The organism is Pseudomonas neuropathica (assembly GCF_015461835.1).
Taxonomy (GTDB): domain Bacteria; phylum Pseudomonadota; class Gammaproteobacteria; order Pseudomonadales; family Pseudomonadaceae; genus Aquipseudomonas; species Aquipseudomonas neuropathica.
On the sequence record NZ_JACOPX010000001.1, the window covers coordinates 280884 to 301112 of the forward strand.

Annotated in this window: 17 protein-coding genes and 1 tRNA gene; 12 read left to right on the forward strand and 6 right to left on the reverse strand. The window is 59.8% G+C overall.

The features are described 5' to 3' along the window. Positions 1-10: 10 nt before the first annotated feature. Positions 11-85: transfer RNA gene (locus H8F23_RS01135), tRNA-Lys, on the reverse strand. Positions 86-379: 294 nt separating this feature from the next. Here H8F23_RS01135 and H8F23_RS01140 point away from each other — a divergent pair. Continuing rightward, positions 380-1213, forward strand: a complete 834-nt coding sequence (locus H8F23_RS01140) for an oxidoreductase (protein ID WP_194933112.1) — start codon at positions 380-382, stop codon at positions 1211-1213. 11 nt (positions 1214-1224) lie between these two features. Next, positions 1225-2163, forward strand: coding sequence for an AraC family transcriptional regulator (locus tag H8F23_RS01145; RefSeq protein ID WP_194933113.1), 939 nt, complete (start codon positions 1225-1227; stop codon positions 2161-2163). A gap of 79 nt (positions 2164-2242) precedes the next feature. Here H8F23_RS01145 and H8F23_RS01150 read toward each other — a convergent pair whose 3' ends face one another. Then, a complete protein-coding gene (locus H8F23_RS01150) occupies positions 2243-3169 on the reverse strand; it encodes a Gfo/Idh/MocA family protein (protein ID WP_194933114.1) in 927 nt (308 codons plus the stop codon). 188 nt (positions 3170-3357) lie between these two features. On the opposite strand from H8F23_RS01150, the gene H8F23_RS01155 reads away from it, so the two are divergent. The 6 genes from H8F23_RS01155 (at position 3358) to H8F23_RS01180 (ending at position 8037) form a co-directional block, all read left to right on the forward strand. After that, positions 3358-4407, forward strand: coding sequence for an NAD(P)-dependent alcohol dehydrogenase (locus tag H8F23_RS01155; protein ID WP_093431666.1), 1050 nt, complete (start codon positions 3358-3360; stop codon positions 4405-4407). Between the two features lie 123 nt (positions 4408-4530). Then, positions 4531-5226, forward strand: coding sequence for a tRNA (adenine(22)-N(1))-methyltransferase (locus tag H8F23_RS01160; RefSeq protein WP_324187874.1), 696 nt, complete (start codon positions 4531-4533; stop codon positions 5224-5226). 168 nt (positions 5227-5394) lie between these two features. Further along, complete coding sequence (locus H8F23_RS01165) at positions 5395-5610, forward strand: tautomerase family protein (RefSeq protein WP_194933116.1); 216 nt, start codon at positions 5395-5397, stop codon at positions 5608-5610. Beyond that, positions 5607-6263 (forward strand): DsbA family oxidoreductase, encoded by a 657-nt coding sequence (locus H8F23_RS01170; protein WP_194933117.1) that lies wholly within the window; start codon positions 5607-5609, stop codon positions 6261-6263. The genes H8F23_RS01165 and H8F23_RS01170 overlap by 4 nt, the downstream gene beginning before the upstream one ends. A gap of 49 nt (positions 6264-6312) precedes the next feature. Beyond that, entirely contained in the window at positions 6313-7023 is a 711-nt protein-coding gene (locus H8F23_RS01175) for an SDR family NAD(P)-dependent oxidoreductase (protein WP_095047870.1), read from the forward strand. Between the two features lie 93 nt (positions 7024-7116). Next, the gene (locus tag H8F23_RS01180; protein ID WP_194933118.1) at positions 7117-8037 is read left to right on the forward strand and encodes a LysR family transcriptional regulator; all 921 of its coding nucleotides are present in this window, start codon (positions 7117-7119) and stop codon (positions 8035-8037) included. 74 nt (positions 8038-8111) lie between these two features. On the opposite strand, the gene ycaC is transcribed toward H8F23_RS01180, so the two are convergent. From ycaC to H8F23_RS01195, 3 genes are all read right to left on the reverse strand, one after another. Continuing rightward, positions 8112-8744: an isochorismate family cysteine hydrolase YcaC gene (gene ycaC / locus H8F23_RS01185; RefSeq protein WP_007916011.1), complete on the reverse strand. Its 633-nt coding sequence runs from the start codon at positions 8742-8744 to the stop codon at positions 8112-8114. Between the two features lie 471 nt (positions 8745-9215). Next, a complete protein-coding gene (locus H8F23_RS01190) occupies positions 9216-11342 on the reverse strand; it encodes a TonB-dependent siderophore receptor (RefSeq protein WP_194933119.1) in 2127 nt (708 codons plus the stop codon). Positions 11343-11505: 163 nt separating this feature from the next. Next, the gene (locus tag H8F23_RS01195; RefSeq protein WP_194933120.1) at positions 11506-12090 is read right to left on the reverse strand and encodes a TetR/AcrR family transcriptional regulator; all 585 of its coding nucleotides are present in this window, start codon (positions 12088-12090) and stop codon (positions 11506-11508) included. 212 nt (positions 12091-12302) lie between these two features. Between H8F23_RS01195 and H8F23_RS01200 the strand changes: the two genes are divergently transcribed. From H8F23_RS01200 to H8F23_RS01215, 4 genes are all read left to right on the forward strand, one after another. Then, entirely contained in the window at positions 12303-12980 is a 678-nt protein-coding gene (locus tag H8F23_RS01200) for a type 1 glutamine amidotransferase domain-containing protein (protein WP_194933121.1), read from the forward strand. A 102-nt stretch (positions 12981-13082) separates the two neighbouring features. Beyond that, the gene (locus tag H8F23_RS01205; protein WP_194933122.1) at positions 13083-14207 is read left to right on the forward strand and encodes an alkene reductase; all 1125 of its coding nucleotides are present in this window, start codon (positions 13083-13085) and stop codon (positions 14205-14207) included. A gap of 190 nt (positions 14208-14397) precedes the next feature. Next, positions 14398-15936 carry a cryptochrome/photolyase family protein gene (locus tag H8F23_RS01210; RefSeq protein ID WP_194933123.1) on the forward strand — a complete coding sequence of 513 codons (1539 nt, stop codon included), beginning with the start codon at positions 14398-14400 and terminating at the stop codon, positions 15934-15936. A 136-nt stretch (positions 15937-16072) separates the two neighbouring features. Beyond that, positions 16073-18535: a PAS domain-containing protein gene (locus H8F23_RS01215; protein WP_194933124.1), complete on the forward strand. Its 2463-nt coding sequence runs from the start codon at positions 16073-16075 to the stop codon at positions 18533-18535. Here H8F23_RS01215 and H8F23_RS01220 read toward each other — a convergent pair. Next, positions 18497-20044: a sensor domain-containing diguanylate cyclase gene (locus H8F23_RS01220; RefSeq protein ID WP_194933125.1), complete on the reverse strand. Its 1548-nt coding sequence runs from the start codon at positions 20042-20044 to the stop codon at positions 18497-18499. The two genes, H8F23_RS01215 and H8F23_RS01220, sit on opposite strands and share 39 nt — an antisense overlap. Positions 20045-20229: the final 185 nt, after the last annotated feature.

Sequence of the window (20229 nt, forward strand, 5' to 3'; positions counted from 1 at the left end):
TGCAATGTAATGGGTCCGGGGGCTGGATTCGAACCAGCGCCCACCCGGTTAAGAGCCGAGTGTTCCACCGCTGAACTACCCCGGAACAGAGCGCGCATTGTCGACCAGCCACGAAGGAATGTGAAGCCGGTGTCTGTTGCGAGACAATTCGCGAGCACGAGCTGAAACGAGCACGCCGTTACTATCTTCGGGGACCGGTCCTGTCACTCTTGAGCTCGTATCGAGGCGCGTCCGTCATGGCAGTCTTTCTCTGTTTAATGGCGTCCGTCGTAGACGTTCAGCCCGATAGGAATAGGCAATGCTCGAAGATAAACCGGCATAGGTGCCCCGTTTGCTGATCGCTACCATGGACTCAGACCTGACCCAATGGGAGCTCGACATGACTCACGCTAAAACCCTGTTCATCACCGGCGTCAGCAGCGGTTTCGGCCATGCGCTGGCCAAAGAAGCCATTGCCAACGGCCACCGTGTCATCGGCACTGTGCGCAATGAAACAGATCTGGAAAACTTCCAGGCACTGTCCCCGGACAACGCTTACGGGGTGGTGTTGGACGTCACTGATTTCGAGCGGATCGACAGCGTCGTTACGCAGGTCGAAGCCACTCACGGTCCGGTCGACGTTTTGGTCAACAACGCCGGATATGGCCACGAAGGCATTTTCGAAGAATCACCGCTGCAAGACATGCGTCGTCAATTCGACGTCAACGTGTTCGGCGCGGTGGCGGTGATCAAAGCGTTTCTGCCCTTCTTTCGCCAGCGTCGTGCGGGGCATATCCTCAATATCACCTCCATGGGTGGCAGCATTACCATGCCGGGCATCGCTTACTACTGCGGTAGCAAATTTGCGCTCGAAGGGATCTCCGATACCCTGAGCAAGGAGCTGCAGCCGTTCAACATCTTCGTCACTGCCGTCGCACCGGGTTCGTTCCGCACGGATTGGGCGGGCCGTTCGATGCAACGCACCGCGCGCAGCATTGCCGACTATGACGCCAGTTTCGATCCGATCCGCAAAGCCCGCGAAGAGAAAAGCGGCAAGCAACTCGGCGACCCGCAAAAGGCTGCCCAAGCGATGCTGCAGATCATCGCCAGTCCGACACCACCGGCCCATTTGCTATTGGGCAGTGACGCCTTGCGTCTGGTCCGTGACAAACTGAAAAATGCTGCCAGCGAGATTGACCAATGGGAAGCGCTGAGCCGGTCCACCGATCATTGAGAGAGGATGTGATGACGCAGGTCGATGCAGGCACCGCGCGCATGGTGCAGCTCATGAAAGCCCTCGCACCGATCGAGGGCTACAACCTCAGCGCCCTCGAAGGCGTGCGCTTCCTGCGTTCGAATCGCCCCCTGACGCGCACCCCGGTGCTGTATGACCCCGGCATCGTGATTCTCTGCCAGGGCCGCAAACGCGGCTATCTGGGAGAGGACACCTACGTCTATGACGCCCAGCATTATCTGGTGGTCTCGGTGCCGATCCCCTTCACCATGGAGACCGATGCCACTGAGACCGAGCCGATGCTCGCGATCTACATGCACCTCGATTTCCAGTTGGCCAGTGGGTTGATGCTGCAAGTGGATGACGTGCATGGCCCAAGCGATGCCCCGCCAAAAGGTATGTATGCCTCGCCGATGGACGCTTCACTGCGGGCAACCACCCTGCGTTTTCTGGAAGCGATGAGCGTTGCCGGCGAAGCGCAAATCCTCGGGCCGGCACTGTTGCGGGAAATCTATTACCGCATCCTGACCGGCGAGCAAGGTGGCTCCATGCGCGCCGCGCTCAACCGGCAGGGACATTTCGGCAAAGTGAGTCGTGCGATCCGCAAGATCCATAGTTGTTATCAACAGCGACTCGACGTCGAGCAACTGGCCCATGAAGCGAGCATGAGCGTGCCGAACTTCCACCTGCACTTTCGCAGCGTGACCGACACCTCACCCATGCAGTATTTGAAGTCGACGCGTTTGCATCAGGCGCGCCTGTTGATGTTGCGCCAGGCCATGAGTGCGTCGGCAGCCGCCTTCAACGTGGGCTATGAAAGTGCTTCGCAATTCAGTCGCGAGTTCAAACGCTTCTTCGGCAGGACGCCACAGGCAGAGATCGAATGGATGAAGGCAACGTATGCACTGCCATTGCCAACCACACCGTCGGAGTATGTTTCGTCGCATTGACGGTCACGCCACAAACGAAAAGCCTGCTTTTCAGGGCAGGCTTTTTTCGTTGTGTGTAGCGGTGAGCGCTGAAGGTGCACTAGTCGTAAAACGCCTCAACCAACACCCGACTCCCCACAAAAAAACTGTCCGCCACCAAGCGCAACGGCTGCACATCCAGGTCACTGGCCTTGTCGCCAATCAACTGCTGAAAATGCCGATACACCGCTGCGTACTCACCCTCCTCCGACACCGCTTGGCGCACACCGTCAATGCTCAACAACGCGCCGCCGTTATCCAGGCGCAACACGCCTTCAGCGCAACGCACCTCGATACTCCACAGCTCATCATGCCCATGGTCGAAGTCGAACTCCGCACGCACATCGAGTTGATGCGCATCAGCCATTTTGATCGACGCAGCAATCGGCGACTGGCAGTTGCTCGGTACGCGCAGTTCAGCCGATTCGACAAACAACGGTAGTGCCAGCAAATGAGTGACGATCGACAAGGCATTGATGCCCGGATCGAATACGCCGAGGCCGCCGGGTTGCCAGATCCAGGCCTGACCGGGGTGCCATTTGCGCACGTCTTCTTTCCAGTCGATCTGCACGCTTTGCAGGGTGCGCGAGGCGAGCCAGTCGCGGGCGGCTTCGATGCCTGGCGCGTAGCGTGAGTGCCAGGCAAACAAGGCGCTGACGCCCTGCCCGGCAGCCTGATCGACCAGCGCCAGCGCCTCGCCCAAGGTGGCACACGGCGGTTTTTCCACCAGCACGTGCTTGCCGGCGGCCAGTGCTTGCTGCACCAGCGCAAAACGACCTTGCGGCGGCGTACAGAAGGCAATCGCATCCACCGGCGGACCGTTTTCCAGCAACTCGCTCAAGGACTGGAAGTTCTCCACGCCCGCGCAGGGTTTGCCTTGAGTGGCGACGGAGACCAAGTGGAAAGCGGGATTGGCGTTGATCGCCGGGACGTGTTGATCCTGGGCGATCTTGCCGTAGCCCACCAGACCGAGACGGATTGGTTGCATCAATGACTCCTGTTTTGATTTTGTTGTCGTCAGTGAACCGGGAGATTACCTGCAAACGCCACGAGCGTCTGTCCGCGCAATGTCACAACGACGCACAGGATCAGGCAAGGATTGCACAGGAATGCACTACTGCCCGCGGCCCTGAAAAAGCAACAATGCCTTACCACAAACCGATTGAGGATGTTCCCATGCTTGTTCAAGCCTACGGTGCCCACGCTGGCGACAAACCCCTTGAGCCGATGCAGATCAACCGCCGCGCGCCGGCCGCCCATGATGTGCAGATCGATATCGCGTTCTGTGGCATCTGCCATTCCGACCTGCACCAGGTACGGGCGGAATGGGCCGGTACGCAGTTCCCGTGCGTACCGGGGCACGAAATTGTCGGTCGTGTTTCGGCTGTCGGCGCGCACGTCGCGGATTTCAAAGTCGGTGATCTGGTCGGCGTCGGTTGCATCGTCGACAGCTGCAAACATTGCGATGACTGCGAAAGCGGGCTGGAGAATTACTGCGACGGCATGATCGGCACTTACAACTTCCCGACCCCGGATGCACCGGGCTGGACGCTGGGCGGCTACTCGCAAAACATCGTCGTGCATGAACGCTACGTGCTGCGCATCCGTCATCCCGAAGCGCAACTGGCCGCCGTCGCACCGCTACTGTGTGCCGGCATCACCACCTACTCGCCGTTGCGCCACTGGAATGCTGGCCCGGGCAAAAAAGTCGGTGTGGTCGGCATCGGCGGCCTCGGCCACATGGGCATCAAACTGGCCCACGCCCTGGGCGCCCACGTTGTGGCGTTCACCACCTCCGAATCCAAACGCGAAGCGGCCAAAGCGCTGGGTGCCGATGAAGTGGTGGTGTCGCGTAATGCCGAAGAAATGGCCGCCCACGCCAAGAGTTTCGACTTGATCCTCAACACCGTCGCGGCGCCGCACGATCTCGACGCATTCTTGGTGCTGCTCAAGCGTGATGGCGCGTTGACGCTTGTCGGTGCGCCGGCCACCTCGCACCCGTCGCCGAATGTGTTCAACCTGATCATGAAGCGCCGCACGATTGCCGGCTCGATGATCGGCGGCATTCCGGAAACTCAGGAAATGCTGGATTTCTGCGCCGAGCACGGCATCGTTTCCGACATCGAACTGATCCGCGCCGACCAGATCAACGACGCATACGAGCGCATGCTCAAGGGTGACGTGAAGTATCGTTTCGTGATCGATAACGCAACGTTGGCCGGCTAAACCTCAGCGCCCATTGGCCATTAAGCTCGGCCAATGGGCCATTGAATTCCGTCGCCGGGATTTGACAGGCCCGGCGTTGCTCGCCAGAGTCGCACCCCTTTGCCTGCCATTAAGGGGTTGCCGTTGAACGAACAGACATTGTCCATGCGCCTCGAGCGCGTGGCTGCCCACGTACCTGCCGGTGCGCGACTGGCCGATATCGGCTCGGATCACGGCTATCTGCCGGTGGCACTGATGCGTCGTGGTTTGATCACTGCGGCGGTGGCTGGCGAGGTTGCGGCGACGCCGTTCCACGCGGCCGAACGCACCGTGCGCGAGAACGATCTGCAACAGCACATCAGCGTGCGCCTGGCTGATGGTCTGGCGGCGATCAAAGCCTGCGATGGCATCACCGCCGTCAGCGTCTGCGGCATGGGCGGCGAAACCATCCGCGACATCCTCGACAGCGGCAAGGCTCACCTCAGCGGCCAGGAACGTCTGATCCTGCAACCCAACGGCGGTGAACAACCCTTGCGCCAGTGGCTGATGGAAAACGGCTACCGCATCCTCAGCGAAGAAGTGCTGCGGGAAAACCGCTTCGACTACGAAATCATCGTCGCCGAACGTGCCGAACCGGTGACCTATACCGACAAGGAGCTGTACTTCGGCCCCTTGCAGATGCAGGCCCGCAGCCCCGCATTCCTGACCAAGTGGCAGCACAAACTCCGCCACAAGCAAAAGACCCTGAGCCATCTCGCTCGCGTGCAGCACAATCTGCCTGAGCAAAAGCTGCAGGACATCACCCGACAAGCACGCTGGATTAACGAACTGCTGGCCTGAGCGCCAGCGTTTCGCGCCAGGATAACCTGAATCTTCACGCCCTCATTTGATACACCACATCACAAATGATGTACCTCAAGCCCCATTTATCAATTCCCGCCTGCCTCTTAAAGTCCTCTCCAACAGCCGCCCATCACTCCGACGGGCCAGCGACTGGAGATACCCCAAATGCCTTTCATCAGCGTACGTATCACTCGTGACGGCGTGACCCGGGAGCAGAAAACCCAGGTCATCAAGGAAATCACCGAAACGATGGAGCGGGTGCTGCACAAGGATCCGAAACTCACCCATATCGTGATCGAAGAAGTCGACACCGATAACTGGGGTTATGCCGGCATCACCACCACCGAGTATCGCCAACAGTTGGCGGACTCGCAGTCATGAACCGGGCCGTGAAAATCGATTTCGTCTCGGATGTCGTTTGCCCCTGGTGCGCGTTGGGCGCCACCGCTCTGGAGCAAGCGATCCGCAACCTGGCAGGCGAAGTCGACGTGGAACTGACCTACAAACCGTTCGAACTGAATCCGGACATGTCCGCCGAAGGTGAACACGCCATCGAACACATGATGCGCAAATACGGGCGCAGCGCTGAGCAAGTGGCGGACCGTAACGCAATGATCATCGAACGCGGCGAGCAGATCGGTTTTCACTTCGACCTGGAAAAACGCAGCCATTTCCACAACACCTTCGACGCCCATCGACTGCTGTTCTGGGCCGCCACACAAGGACGTCAGCGTGAGTTGAAGCGGGCCTTGCTCAAGGCTTACTTCACTGACGGCAAGAACCCGAATGACCACGCCACGCTGGTGACGCTGGCAGAAGCAGTCGGACTCGACGGCCCGCGTGCGCAAGCGCTTCTGGCCACCGCTGAGTTCAGCCAGCCAGTGCGCGAACTCGAACGGTTTTATCAGCAACGCGGCATCGATTCGGTTCCGGCCGTGGTGATCGACGACAAACAGGTCATCCCCGGTTCCCAATCCGTTGCTTATTACGAGCAAGCGCTACGTCAGGCAGCACAGGTTGCGGCTCACGCCTGACCTTCGAAATCCGTTTATTCAAACCATCCAGATTGCATGAGGAAACATCATGAGCACGTCCAAGAAAGTTGTAGTGATTACCGGCGCCTCGCAAGGCATTGGCGCAGGCCTGGTCAAGGGATTCCGTGAGCGCGGCTATCAGGTGGTCGCGACCTCCCGCTCGATCAAACCGTCCACTGACCCGGACATTCTCGCCGTCGCCGGTGACATCGCCGACCCGCAGACCGCCGAGCGCGTGATCCGTGAAGCCGTCGCACATTTCGGCCGTATCGATACGCTGGTCAACAACGCCGGGATATTTGTCGCCAAGCCTTTCACTGAATACAGCAAGGAAGACTACGCACAAGTGGTGGCGACCAACATGAGCGGCTTCTTCCATATCTCGCAACTGGCGATTGCCGAAATGGAGAAAAACGCCAGCGGCCATATCGTCAGCGTCACCACCAGCCTGGTCGACCACGCGATTGACGGCGTACCGTCGGTGCTCGCTTCGCTGACCAAGGGTGGCATCAACGCGGCGACCAAGTCTCTGGCCATCGAGTACGCCAAGCGTGGTATTCGGGTCAACGCGGTATCGCCCGGCATCATCAAAACGCCGATGCACGGCGAAGAAACTCACGCCGCCCTCGGCAGCCTGCACCCGGTCGGGCATATGGGTGAGATCGACGACATCGTGCAGGCGATCCTCTACCTGGACGGCGCGAACTTCGTCACTGGCGAAATCCTCCATGTCGACGGTGGTCAAAGCGCTGGCCATTGACTCCTCCCTGCTGCATCGTCGGTGTGTACCGGCGGTGCCGCTTCATGAGATAAGCCTGAAGATGAACCGTCAGTTGATCCTCAGGCTTATCCCATGAAGCGCCACTTTGAAGACTTGCAGTTAGGCAGCATCGAACTCTTTTGCCTCGCCGCTGAAGCCGGCAGTTTCACCGCCGCCGCCCAGCTTGCGGGTGTGACGCCGGCAGCGGTGAGCCGGTCGATTTTGCGTCTGGAACAGCGCTTGGGTTCGCGCCTGTTTGCCCGAACCACGCGCAGCATTCGCTTGACCGAAGCGGGCAGAAACTTTTTCGTCCAGTGCAGCCAGGCGCTGACGCAACTGGTCGAAGCGCAACAAGAAGTCATGGGCGCACAGTCGTCACCCTCAGGGCTGTTGCGCATCAGCCTGCCCACCACTTACGGGCATCATCGCATCCTGCCACTGCTGCCAAAATTCCGCGCGCTCTACCCTGACGTCACCGTCGATATCCACTTGGGCAACCGCAATATCGACTTTGTCGGTGAAGGCTACGATCTGGCGATCCGCGTCCGCGCGCAACCAGATTCGACCATGGTCGCGCGACTGCTGGAGGATGCAAAACTGGTGGTGGTCGCCTCCCCCGACTATCTGAAAAAAACTGGAATACCGAAGACTCTGGAAGACCTGGTGCAACACGAATGCATTCAGTTCGAACTGCCGAGCAGCGGGCGGCGGATCTCCTGGCTGTTCCAGGAAAACGGCCAAGACCGTGAAGTGATCTCCGACGGCGGCTACTCCTGCTCTGACGATGTGCTCGGTGGCGTTACCTTGACCAAACACGGTGCCGGGGTCTTCCAGACCTACAAGTTCATTGTCGAAAAGGAGTTGGCGGACGGCAGCCTCGTCGAGGTTCTTCAGCCGTACGCCGGGCGCTCGCGACCTTACACCTTGCTCTACCCGCATGGCCGGTATGTGCCGCAACGGGTGCGGGCGTTTGTTGATTTTCTGCTGCAGTTTCGTGATGAGTGGGCCGGTTAAGGCTGATTAAATCGGCGCAACACAAACAATAAAAGCCTGCTTTTCAGGGCAGGCTTTCGTTTGCAGCGCGCAGGCTACTTCTGCTGAGCAGTCAGCGCCGAGTAGCTGTTCATCAGGTTGCGGTAGTTGGGGATGCGCTGCGACAGCAGATTACCCAAGCCTTCAATATCGTTGCGCCAGTCGCGGTGCAGCTCACAGGCTACCGAGAACCAGTTCATCATCTGCGCACCGGCCTGGGTCATGCGACTCCATGCAGCCTGTTGCACGGTGGTGTTGAAAGTGCCGGAAGCGTCGGTCACCACAAACACATCAAACCCTTCTGCCAGCGCCGACAAGGTCGGGAACGCTACACAGACATCCGTTACCACACCGGCAATGATGATCTGCTTGCGGCCGGTGGCTTTGATCGCCTTCACGAAATCTTCGTTGTCCCAGGCGTTGATCTGGCCTGGACGAGCGATGTACGGCGCGTCCGGGAACATCTCTTTCAGCTCTGGCACCAGCGGGCCGTTCGGGCCTTGTTCGAAACTGGTGGTGAGGATGGTTGGCAGTTCGAAGAACTTCGCCAGATCCGCCAGGGCCAGCACATTGTTCTTGAACTCGTTTGGCGAGAAGTCCTGCACCAGGGAAATCAGGCCGGTCTGGTGGTCGACCAGCAGCACGATGGCGTCGTCTTTGTTGAGGCGGTTGTAGGTTGGAGTGGTCATGGTGTGCGTCCCTTTTGAGTTTTTGAAGTTGTTGTTGCGTTCAAGTTGGGTACAGATTACTGACGCACAGGGACGGGATAAATCGGCTGAAAAGCGTTTATCCGTCAACTCAAAAAGGACAATCTCTAGCGACCACAATCGCGCCGCCTCGCCGAGCGCGTGCTGTTGAGCAGGAAATTGCGCGCCGCCTGCATCCTGCGTTCGAGCACCCGCTCACTAACGGGCATGTGCCGAAGCCGCTGCCCTCACCCTAGCCCTCTCCCTCAGGAGAGGGGACCGATTGGGGGACATTGGCGATGAACGCCGACGTGCAATAGCGCCGCTGAATTCAATACCGCCAAGCATTGCCGATGCCCGCGTAATCGACGCGATCTTTCAGGTCGATGCATAACGCAAGACACCTCGGTCGGCTCCCTCTCCCTCCGGGAGAGTGCTGGGGTGAGGGGCTGCGGTTGCAGCATCGAGCTCGGTTTACAAGGTGTAGGAAATCCCCACCTGCACGGTTCTTGGGGCACCTGGATAGGCGTAGACGTTACCGAACGCGCCCTCTTCATAATCGCAGTCAAACAGGTTTTTCAGGTCAAGGTTGAGCCGCACTTTCTCGTTGACCTTGTAGAAGCCGAGCAGGTCGACAACGGTGTAACTGTCCATCGAGAACGCGGTATTGGCGGTTTGCCCGGCACGCTGGTCGACGTACTTGAGTCCGGTGCCCAGGCCCAGGCCTTTCAGTGCACCGTCCTGAAACTCGTAGACGTTGAGCAGGCTGAAGCTGTTCTGCGGAATGTTCATCAGGCGCGTGCCAGAGCGGATCACATTGTCCTTGATCACCTCGGCATCGACGTAGGCGTAGCCGCCGATCACCCGCCACTCGGGTGTCAGGTTGCCGGCGACGTTCAGGTCAAAACCTCGGCTGCGCACTTCTCCGGCGGCGACGTTGAAGGTCGAATCCACCGGGTCGGTGGTCAGCACGTTGCGCTTTTCGATCTGATAGATCGCCGCATCCACGCTCAACTGATGGTCCAGCGCTTCCCACTTGATGCCCATTTCGTAGGACTTGCCCTTCTCCGGTGCGAAGCCTCCGCCCGTACGACTCGCGCCGGTATTGGGCTTGAACGAGCGCGCGGTATCGGCGTAGATCACCAGGGTCTCGGTCAGGTCGTAGGTCACGCCGAGGCGCGGGGTCACCGCGTTGTCACTGGCCTGCCAGTTTTTGCCGCCCGGCACATAGGTTTCATAGTCGTGCTCGAAACGCTCGAAACGTGCGCCGGCCAAGACCTTCAGACGCTCGGTCAACGCGACCTGATCTTGCACAAACGCGGCGTAAGTCTTGAGATTTTCCTTGTCGTGGGTTGGCGTGCGCGTCAGTGCCGGACGCGGCTGGCCGTAGACCGGATCGAAGATATCGATCGGGTAGGCGCCGACCGCGCCGCTGGAGCGCTGAATGATCGACTTGTAATCGTAATCTTCGTATTCGATGCCGGTCAGCAAGGTGTGCTGCAAGCCGCCGGTACTGAAATGACCGGTCAGATTGAGTTGAGTGTCCTTGTCGGTCCACTCCAGTTTGCGGTAGTTGAAGTTACGCCCCAGGGTTCGACCGTCATCAGCAATGCCGTTGGCCTCGATCGCATTGCCCTCAAGCGAGCCGTCGAGCCACTGGAAACCACCGCCCAGCGTCCAGTCATCATTGAGCAGATGTTCAAAGCGTAGTTGCGCCATGTTGTTGTCGTTGTGCAATTTGCCGGCGTCTTTCTCACCGAAAAACGTATCCCGCGAGGCGGTGCCGATCTGTTTGGCGTAACGCGTCACGCCGCGATCCAGCGGGTGATTGTTGCGCATGAAATCACCCTCGAAGATCACCCGCGTGGCATCGCTGGCCTGCCAGGTCAGCACCGGCGTCACGCCGTAGCGCTCGGTCTCGACATGATCGCGGAAGGTGTCGCCGCCCTCACCCACCACGTTCAGTCGATAGGCCAGACGCCCCTCTTCATCCAGCGGGCCGGAGGCGTCCAGCGTGCCGCGTTTCATGCCTTGATCGTTCAACTGACTGCCCAACGTGACCGTGCGCTCTGCCAACGGCTGTTTGGACACCACGTTGAAGGTGCCGCCGGGATCGCCACGGCCATAGAGCATGGTTGCCGGCCCGCGCAATACTTCCAGACGCTCGATGGTGTTGGCGTCGGGCATGTTCGGGTAGCCCCGATTGATCGGGAAACCGTTGCGGTAGAACTCGCCAGTGGTGAAACCGCGCACGGTGAAAGTGGTCAGGCCCTGCCCGCCGAAATTGTTCGCGCGGCCCACGCCGCCGGCGTAATCCAGCGCGTCTTGCAGACGCGTGGCGCCGAGGTCTTCGACCGCATCTTTGGTCACTACGCTGATCGATTGCGGGGTTTCATGGATTGAGGTGTCGGTGCGCGTGGCGCTGGCGGAACGTGTAGCGCGATAACCCTGCACCGGGCCGTCGGCCCGCTCGTAATCCGCTGTACCGACCACGTCGGTCGCCTCCAGTTCTAGCGCTGCGGGTGTTGATTCGGCCTGTTCGGCCCATGAGGAAGGGGACAACGCCTGCAGCACGCAAATTGAAAGCAGAGTACGACGCATGAAATGAAACCTTACGAATAGGCCAGAACGAAGGGTAAAACCGCCAGCAAAACGCGGCGATGGTATACCAAGCGTTACGGTATTGAAACTTATTCCCATTCGTATGTTTAACCGATCGCGTGCCGACAGGCAGGTCACCCATTGCGTCGCACAAGAACCTTGGTCAAACGTGCAATAGTTTTTTCGTCATCGCCATCGAGGTCTCCAGCGACTGCCCGGTACGCTGCAACTTGTTCAGCAAACTCGCGCCCAGCCACAGTTGATACAAGGTTTCCGCCAGATGCCGGGCATCGCCTTTGGGCAGGCTGTTTTCGGCCTGACCTTGTTCGATGCAAAGCGCAATGCGCGCCACCACTTGCTCGGCGCCATCACGCAAGGTGAGGCGCATCGACTCCGACAGGTCGGCGACTTCGGCACTGAGTTTCACCACCAGACACTCATCGCCGTGGCCTTCGAGGGTGCAGCGGTTCTGCCAGCCCTGCCAGTAATCCATCAGCCGCTCGTAGGCGCTCAGGCCTGGCAGCGTCAGGCGCCGTTCCATGTCAGCGAGATAATCGACGAAGTAATCCGCCAGCAATGCCTGGCCGTACAGTTCTTTGGATTTGAAGTAGTGATAGAACGAACCCTTGGGCACACCGGCGGTTTGCAGGATCTCGTTGAGGCCGACACTGGTGAAGCCCTTTTCGGCCATCATCCGGTGGCCGGTGTCGAGCAAGTGTTGGCGGGTGTCGTCGTAGGTCGGTTTCATGGGGCGCGAATTACCAGGCAATAGACCAGTCGTATTTTCGTAGGAACGGAAGTTTGCCATACCTGTCGATGAAAAACCTTCGGATAAAAAATTACTAGACGACTGGTCTAATTGGAATCTATGCTGCGCCCCGACAAACGTTTTCTGACCGGTGTGGCCGATGCGCGAATGTTTCGCCCAATCGAAGACGCCCAACCTACGCAAGGTGCTCTATGAAAATCTTGATGGTTCTGACTTCCCACGATCAACTCGGCGACACCGGCAAGAAAACCGGCTTCTGGCTGGAAGAATTCGCCGCGCCCTACTACGCCTTCAAGGACGCCGGCGCCGACGTCACCCTGGTTTCGCCAGCCGGTGGCCAGCCGCCGCTCGACCCGAAAAGCGATGAGCCTGATGCTCAAACCGCCGAGACCGATCGCTTCCGCCAGGACCCGGCCGCACAACAGGCACTGGCCCACACCGGCCGCTTGGCCGATGTCAACGCTGATGACTTTGATGCCGTGTTTTACCCGGGTGGCCATGGCCCGCTGTGGGATCTGGCCGAAGACAAGCAGTCGATCGCGTTGATCGAAGCGTTTGACCGCGCCAACAAACCCCATGGTTTTGTCTGCCATGCACCCGGTGTATTGCGTCATGTCCTGACCGCGGACGGCAAACCGCTGGTGCAGCATCGCCAGGTCACCGGTTTCACCAACGCCGAAGAAGAAGCAGTCGGCCTGACGGACGTGGTGCCGTTCCTGATCGAGGACGAATTCCAGCGTCTCGGTGGTTATTACTCGAAAGTCGCTGACTGGCAGGTTCATGTGGTCGCCGACGGGCAACTGGTCACTGGCCAGAACCCGGCCAGCTCCGCCGCCGTCGCCGAGAAACTGCTGAAGATGCTCGGCTAAACCCTCGTACACCCCTTCCAAACGCCGGTGCGTCTTGCCCGGCGTTATTTTTTCGCCCAACCAATAGACGACTGGTCTAATAAGCCACGAGCAAGGTCATCCATGAACCACAGCAGTTTCTTCACCCCCGCCAAACTGGGTCATCACACCCTGAAAAACCGTATCGTCCTGCCGCCCCTCACCCGCCAGCGCAGCACGCAACCGGGCAATATCGCCAACGAGCTGATGGCCGAGTATTACCAACAGCGCGCCGGCGCCGGTCTGCTGGTCACCGAAGGCACACAAATCGAACCTCGTGGCCAGGGTTATGCGTGGACGCCGGGTATTCATACGCCTGAGCAAATCACCGGATGGCGCAAAGTTACCGACGCCGTGCACGCCGTGGACGGAGTGATTTTCGCCCAGTTGTGGCACGTCGGCCGTGTCTCGCACACCGCGTTGCAGCCCAACGGCGCAGCTCCGGTTTCAGCCTCCGCCGTGGCCACCGACCGCGTCAGCGTGTTTATCGAAACCGCGCCCGGCGCCGGTGAACTGGTTCCACCGTCAGCACCTCGCGCACTGAGCACTGATGAAGTTCAGGAGCTGGTGCAGCTGTATATCCAGGCTGCGCGCAACGCGATGGATGCCGGTTTCGACGGCATCGAACTGCATTGCGCCAACGGCTATCTGGTCAACCAGTTCATCTCGGCCCACAGCAACCTGCGCACCGATCAGTACGGCGGCTCGCTGGACAATCGCCTGCGCTTTCTGCGCGAAGTGGTGGCCGGTGTTGCCGAATGCATCGGCAAGGAAAAAGTCGGCGTGCGCTTCGCCCCGCTGTTCACCACCACTGATGAAGCGCGGACCTATTTGGGCATGGTCGAGGAAGACCCGCACACGACTTACATCGAAGCGATCAAAGTGCTGCAGGACGTGGGCATCGCCTATCTGTCGATCGCCGAAGCCGATTGGGACAACGCCCCGGCGATGCCATTGACGTTTCGTCAGGCAGTACGCGCAACCTTCAGCGGCGCGATCATTTACGCCGGGCGCTACACCGCCGAATCCGGGGCGCAACTGCTCGACTCCGGGCTGGCGGATCTGGTCGCGTTCGGCCGCCCGTTCATGGCCAACCCCGACCTGCCGGCGCGCATTGCCAATGACTGGCCGTTGAATGTACTGAACCCGGCGACGGTGTATGGCGGCAACGCCGAAGGCTATACCGACTACCCCGTTTATACCGGCTAAACCCTTCCTGACAGCGTAAGGCGCTCCTGCAACAGCGGGAGCGTTCATCACAAGCGCGCCTCGCAATTGCTCTGAATTGCGCAATCCCCTACAAAAAACCTATACACATACTACAATTTGTACAACTATCTGGACTTAATACATAAACGTCCACTCAGCAGCCTGCTGCTCATTACGTTGAATTCGTGAAATGAACAAAACCCGTCGGTTGTGCCTGGTGCTGGGTGACCAGTTATCGTTTGATCTGGCGTCATTGGCCGGACTGGATAGCGAACACGACCGTGTGCTGATGGTCGAGGTCATGGAAGAAGCCACCCATGTCGCCCATCACCCGCAGAAGATCGCGCTGATTTTCAGTGCCATGCGTCACTTTGCTCAGGCGCTGGAGAACCAAGGCATCCACGTGCATTACGTGGCCCTCGACGACCCGCAGAACAGCGGCTCGGTGCCCGGCGAGCTGAAGCGCTGGCAGGCTTTGTTGCAGGCCAGCGAGTTGCACGTGACGGAGTGCGGAGACTGGCGCCTGGAGCAATCGCTCAAGGACTGTGGTGTGCCGATCCACTGGCACGCCGACGGCCGATTTCTGTGCAGCCGCGATGAGTTTCGCGCCTGGGCCGCAGGCAAAAAACAGTTGCGCATGGAATTCTTCTACCGCGAGATGCGCCGCAAAAGTCGCCTGTTGCTCAACGGTGACGGCACGCCGGTCGGCGGCGCGTGGAACTTTGACGCCGAGAATCGCAAAGCTTTGCCGAAAACCGTCAAGGCACCCTACCCGGCCGGTTTTGCCAACGATGCAATCACCGTCGAAGTCCTCGCCTTGGTAAAACACCGTTTCGCCAGTCATTACGGCAGTCTGGAGGACTTCAACTATCCGGTGACGCACGCCGATGCGCAGGCGCTCTGGGCGTACTTTCTCGACTACGCCCTGGCCGGCTTCGGCGACTATCAGGACGCCATGGCCAGCGACGAGCCGTTTCTGTTCCATGCTCGTATCAGCGCAGCTCTGAACATTGGCTTGCTCGACCTGCGCCAGCTCTGCGCTGATGTGGAGTCGGCCTATTGGTCCGGCAGCATTGCGCTGAATGCTGCCGAAGGTTTCATCCGCCAACTGATCGGCTGGCGCGAATATGTCCGAGGCGTTTACTGGCTGCACATGCCCGAGTACGCCGAGGGCAATGCATTTGCCAACCAGCGGCCATTGCCGGAGTTCTACTGGACCGGTGCAACCAAAATGAATTGCATGCGCCAGGCCATCGGCCAAAGCCTCAAACACGCCTACGCCCATCACATCCAGCGCCTGATGGTCACCGGCAATTTCGCCCTGCTCGCCGGCATCGCGCCGAAGCAGATTTGCGAATGGTATCTGGCGATTTACATGGACGCGTTCGATTGGGTCGAACTGCCCAACACCCTCGGCATGGTCATGCACGCCGATGGCGGTTACCTCGGTTCCAAGCCTTATTGCGCCAGCGGCCAGTACATCAACCGGATGTCCGACTACTGTCGCGACTGTGCTTACTCGGTGCGCGAAACCACAGCCGACAACGCCTGCCCGTTCAACGCTTTGTACTGGCATTTCCTGATGCGCCACGCCGACCTTCTACGGGGCAATCAGCGCATGGCGATGATGTACAAAAACCTCGACCGCATGCCGCCAGCCAAACAACAGGCACTGTGGCAACGCGGCCAACAGTTGCTCGACACGCTGGATAACGGTGACTCGTTATGAAAACGCACGCGCCCGTGCCTCGCGTGCAACTTAAACAGGACGCCCCGGGTCAATGGCTCACAAAGCTTACGAAGCAACCTGGGTGTTCGCTTGAAACACGCCTATTGAACGCAGACCAATAATCAAGGCATGAGGGGTGGATATCCTGAAACAGCTTACTCGCGAGGAGCTTGAGTCCGAGGTCACGCGCCTGCGCCTGGCCGTCAAAGCGACCTGCGACGCCGTCTGGGACTGGGATCTGACAACCCATCAGATTGTCTGGAACGACGCGTTGGAACAGGCGTACGGCTATGCCCCCAGCGCCATCGAACCGACGTGTGACTGGCGCTTTGCGCAGATCCACCAGCAGGATCGCGCGCGGGTAGAGACTTCGATTCGGGCGGCGATGGCGGGCACAGGCACCACCTGGAGTGCCGAGTACCGCTTCCGCTGTCAGGACGGATCCTACGCCGAGGTGCTCGACCGCGGGCATCTGATCCGCAATGCCGACGGCAAAGCCGAACGCATGATCGGGGCCATGCTCGACCTGACCCGTTCACGCAGTGCCGAAACCGCACTGCGCAAGAGTGAAGAGCGCTTCAGCACCATTCTGGAAACCATCGAAGCCGCGTTCGCCATCGTCAAAGTCAAATTCGACGCCGACGACTATCCCATCGATTATTGCTTCGTTGAGGCCAACCCGGCGTTCGAGCGTCAGGCCGGGGTCAACCTGCGGGGCAAGTGGGTCACCGAGTTCGCGCCCAACCTGGAGAAATTCTGGTTCGAGACCTACGGCCACGTCGCCAAGACTGGCGAGCCGGCAAACTTCGAGAACTACGCCAACACCTTCGAACGCTGGTTCGACGTACGCGCCGTCCGTGTCGGTGACCCGGCCGATCGACAGATTGCGATCTTCTTCAGCGACGTCACCGAGCGCCGCGACGCGCAGGAACGCTTGCGCGTAAGCGAGGCGATCGCTCGGGAAAACGTCGAACGGGTCCAACTGGCCTTGGCCGCCGGCGCCATTATCGGCACTTGGCACTGGCACTTGCCCACCGATCGTTTCTACGTCGACGAAGCTTTCGCCCGGGTCTTCAACCTTGACCCGGCACTGGGCCGTGACGGTCTGAGCCTGGAGCAAGTGGTCGTCACCGTGCACCCCGATGACCGCGAGGGGCTGACAGTGGCAATCAATGACGCCCTTGCCCGCGGTGGCGCCTATTCGCACCAGTACCGAGTGCGCGGTGCGGATGGCAAATACACCTGGATCGAAGCCAACGGACGCGTCGAATGCGCCGAGGACGGCACGCCTTTACGCTTTCCCGGCGTGCTGATCGATGTCGAAGACCGGCGCAATGTCGAAGACGAACGCGACCGGGTCACCGCCGCTTTGAAAGCGCTCAACGACACACTGGAACAACGGGTCTCGGCGCGCACCGCAGAACTGATGCAGGCCGAAGAGAAGTTGCGCCAATCGCAGAAAATGGAAGCCGTAGGGCAACTCACCGGCGGTCTGGCCCATGACTTCAACAACCTGCTGGCGGGGATCTGTGCCTCTCTGGAGCTGATGGAAAAACGCATCGCCCAAGGTCGTCTGAAGGACATCGACAAATACATGCTGATCGCCCAGGACGCCGCCAAACGCGCGACCGCCCTGACCCATCGCCTGCTGGCGTTCTCCCGCCGGCAGACCCTCGATCCTCGGCCGACTGAAGTCAACGCGCTGATTGCCGGCATGACCGAACTGATCCAGCGCACCGTCGGCCCGAGCATTCGCCTGAAGACAGTCGTTGCCGCCGATCTGTGGCCGGCGCTGGTCGATGCCAGCCAACTGGAAAACGCTTTGCTCAACCTGTGCATCAACGCCCGCGATGCGATGCCCGATGGCGGCAGCATTACCGTTGAAACCGCCAATCGAACCCTCGATGCTGAATCGGCGCGCATCAGGGAGATGCCCGAAGGGCAATACCTGTGCCTGTCGGTTGCCGACACCGGTACCGGTATGAGTGCGGAGGTCATGGCCAAGGCCTTCGACCCGTTTTTCACCACCAAACCACTGGGCCAGGGCACCGGGCTGGGGCTGTCGATGATCTACGGTTTCACCAAGCAATCCGGCGGCCAGGTGCGGGTGCAGTCGACCGTGGGGCAAGGCACCATCATCTGCATTTACCTGCCGCGCTACCGCGGCGAAACGCAACGCAATCACGATGACACGCAAAACTCGGCAACCCTGCCGGCAAAGGCCGGTGAGACCATCCTGATTGTCGACGACGAACCCACCGTTCGAACGCTGCTCAAAGACGTGCTGAAAGACCTCGGCTACAACCTGCTCGAAGCGGCCGACAGCGTTGAGGGACTGGAAGTATTGCGTTCCAGCGCGCACATCGATTTGCTCATCACCGATGTCGGCTTGCCGGGCGGCATGAACGGCCGGCAGATGGCCGATGCGGGCCGGGAAATCAGGCCGAGGCTGAAGACTTTGTTCATCACCGGGTACGCGGAAAACTCAGTGATCGGCAACGGTCAGCTCGGCCCGGGCATGCAGGTACTGACCAAACCGTTTGCCGTCGACACGCTGGTGTCACGAGTCGGTGGCCTGCTGTCCATCGACGTTGAGTGAGGGTTGCGCAGCGGATGTCATGAACCTGTTGCGCCCTGCCGTTTTCGCTTGATACAGCGCTTGGTCGGCGCACTCGATCAGAGCGCTCACCGGCTCCAGGTGCGGACCGTGCGCAGCGGCGATGCCGATGCTCAGGCTCACACGAGCCACCGGACTGGTGGGGTGGGCAATGTTGGCTTGCTGCAGGCGCTCGATAATCAGCTGCGCCACCACCGCAGCGCCAGCCATATCGGTGTCGGGCATGATCACGGCGAACTCTTCGCCGCCGTAGCGCGCCACCAGGTCCGACGGTCGCCGCACACACTCATCCAGCACGCTACCGACGGTTTGCAGACAAGCGTCGCCGGCAACATGCCCGAAGGCATCATTGAAGCGCTTGAAATAGTCGATATCGATCATCAGCAAGGCCAGTGACGAACCGTCGCGCTTTGCCCGACGCGCCTCAGTGGCCAGGGTCTGGTCGAAGCAGCGTCGATTCGCCAGCCCGGTCAGCGCATCCTTCATGGCCAACAACTCGAGTTGCCGATTGGAGCCGAGCAACTGCTGCTGAGCGATGCGCAGTTCGCCTTCAACCTGGGTTCGACGGCGGATGTCGAGGATCAAGAACCAACCGATCAGACCGGTGAGCCCCAACAGCCCCGCCACCACCACCGCCGACAGCAGTGCCTCGGTTCGCCACGCCTTGAGCGCTTCACGCTTGCCGATGGCGACCGTGGTGATCAGTGGCAACTTCTCGCTTTTGCGGAAGGCGTAGAGGCGTTCGACGCCATCCAGGCTGGAGGTATAAGACGCGGTGCCGACCGATTGATCGACCAGGTACTTGGCGTAGATCGGTGACTTGGAAAAGTTGCGGCCCATGTCCTGCTCGCGGAAGGGGTAGCGCACCAGCAACGTACCGTCGGTATAGGACAAGCCGATGGCACCGTCCTGGCCGATGTCGAGTTTGCCGAACAGGCGCAGAAAGTTTTCCACGCCCAGCGTCACGGCGACGACCCCGGCAAACTCGCCGCGATCATCGTTGAAGCGGCGGCTGACGGTGATCACCCACTCCTGATTAGAGCGGCTGCGGATCGGTGGCCCGATAAAGGGTTCGCGGCTCGGATCGGCGCGATGATGAATGAAATAGGCTCGATCACTGCTCTTGGCACCGACCGGAATCGGCCGGTTCGACGACATCAGCCAATGGCCATGGCGGTCATAGATGGTGATACCGCTGAGCTGTGGCATCAGCGGTTGCTGGCGGTTGATCAGGGCACTCAGGCGCTGAATCTGCGCGGGACCACTGCCTTCGGTTTCCAGGCGTTCGACCAGCCCGAGCAACAGCAGCGAACTTTGCCGGACAATGCCTTCGGAATAGGTTTCGAGTGCTTGGGTCAGGTTCAACCCGTGCACGTTGACTTCCTCCAGCGCGCGATCGCGCGAAGACAGCACTTTCCAGATGGTCAGCGACGCCAGGGAGCAGCCGATGACCAGCAGCAAGAGGATGACGAGGTGGGTATCACGCTTCACGAAAGTACCTAATGGAAAGTCCGGTTTCCGGTTCCGGCCGTTACTGATTCAAGGCAATAACAGCGGTCGTATGTCCTCGACCGGCGCAAGGATACAAGTAGCGCGTCGAACGTGCAGCAAACGTATGACGGAACGTCGTTTTCAGCCACTTGGCGTTGTTTCACAACGACACGGCAGCGGCCTGC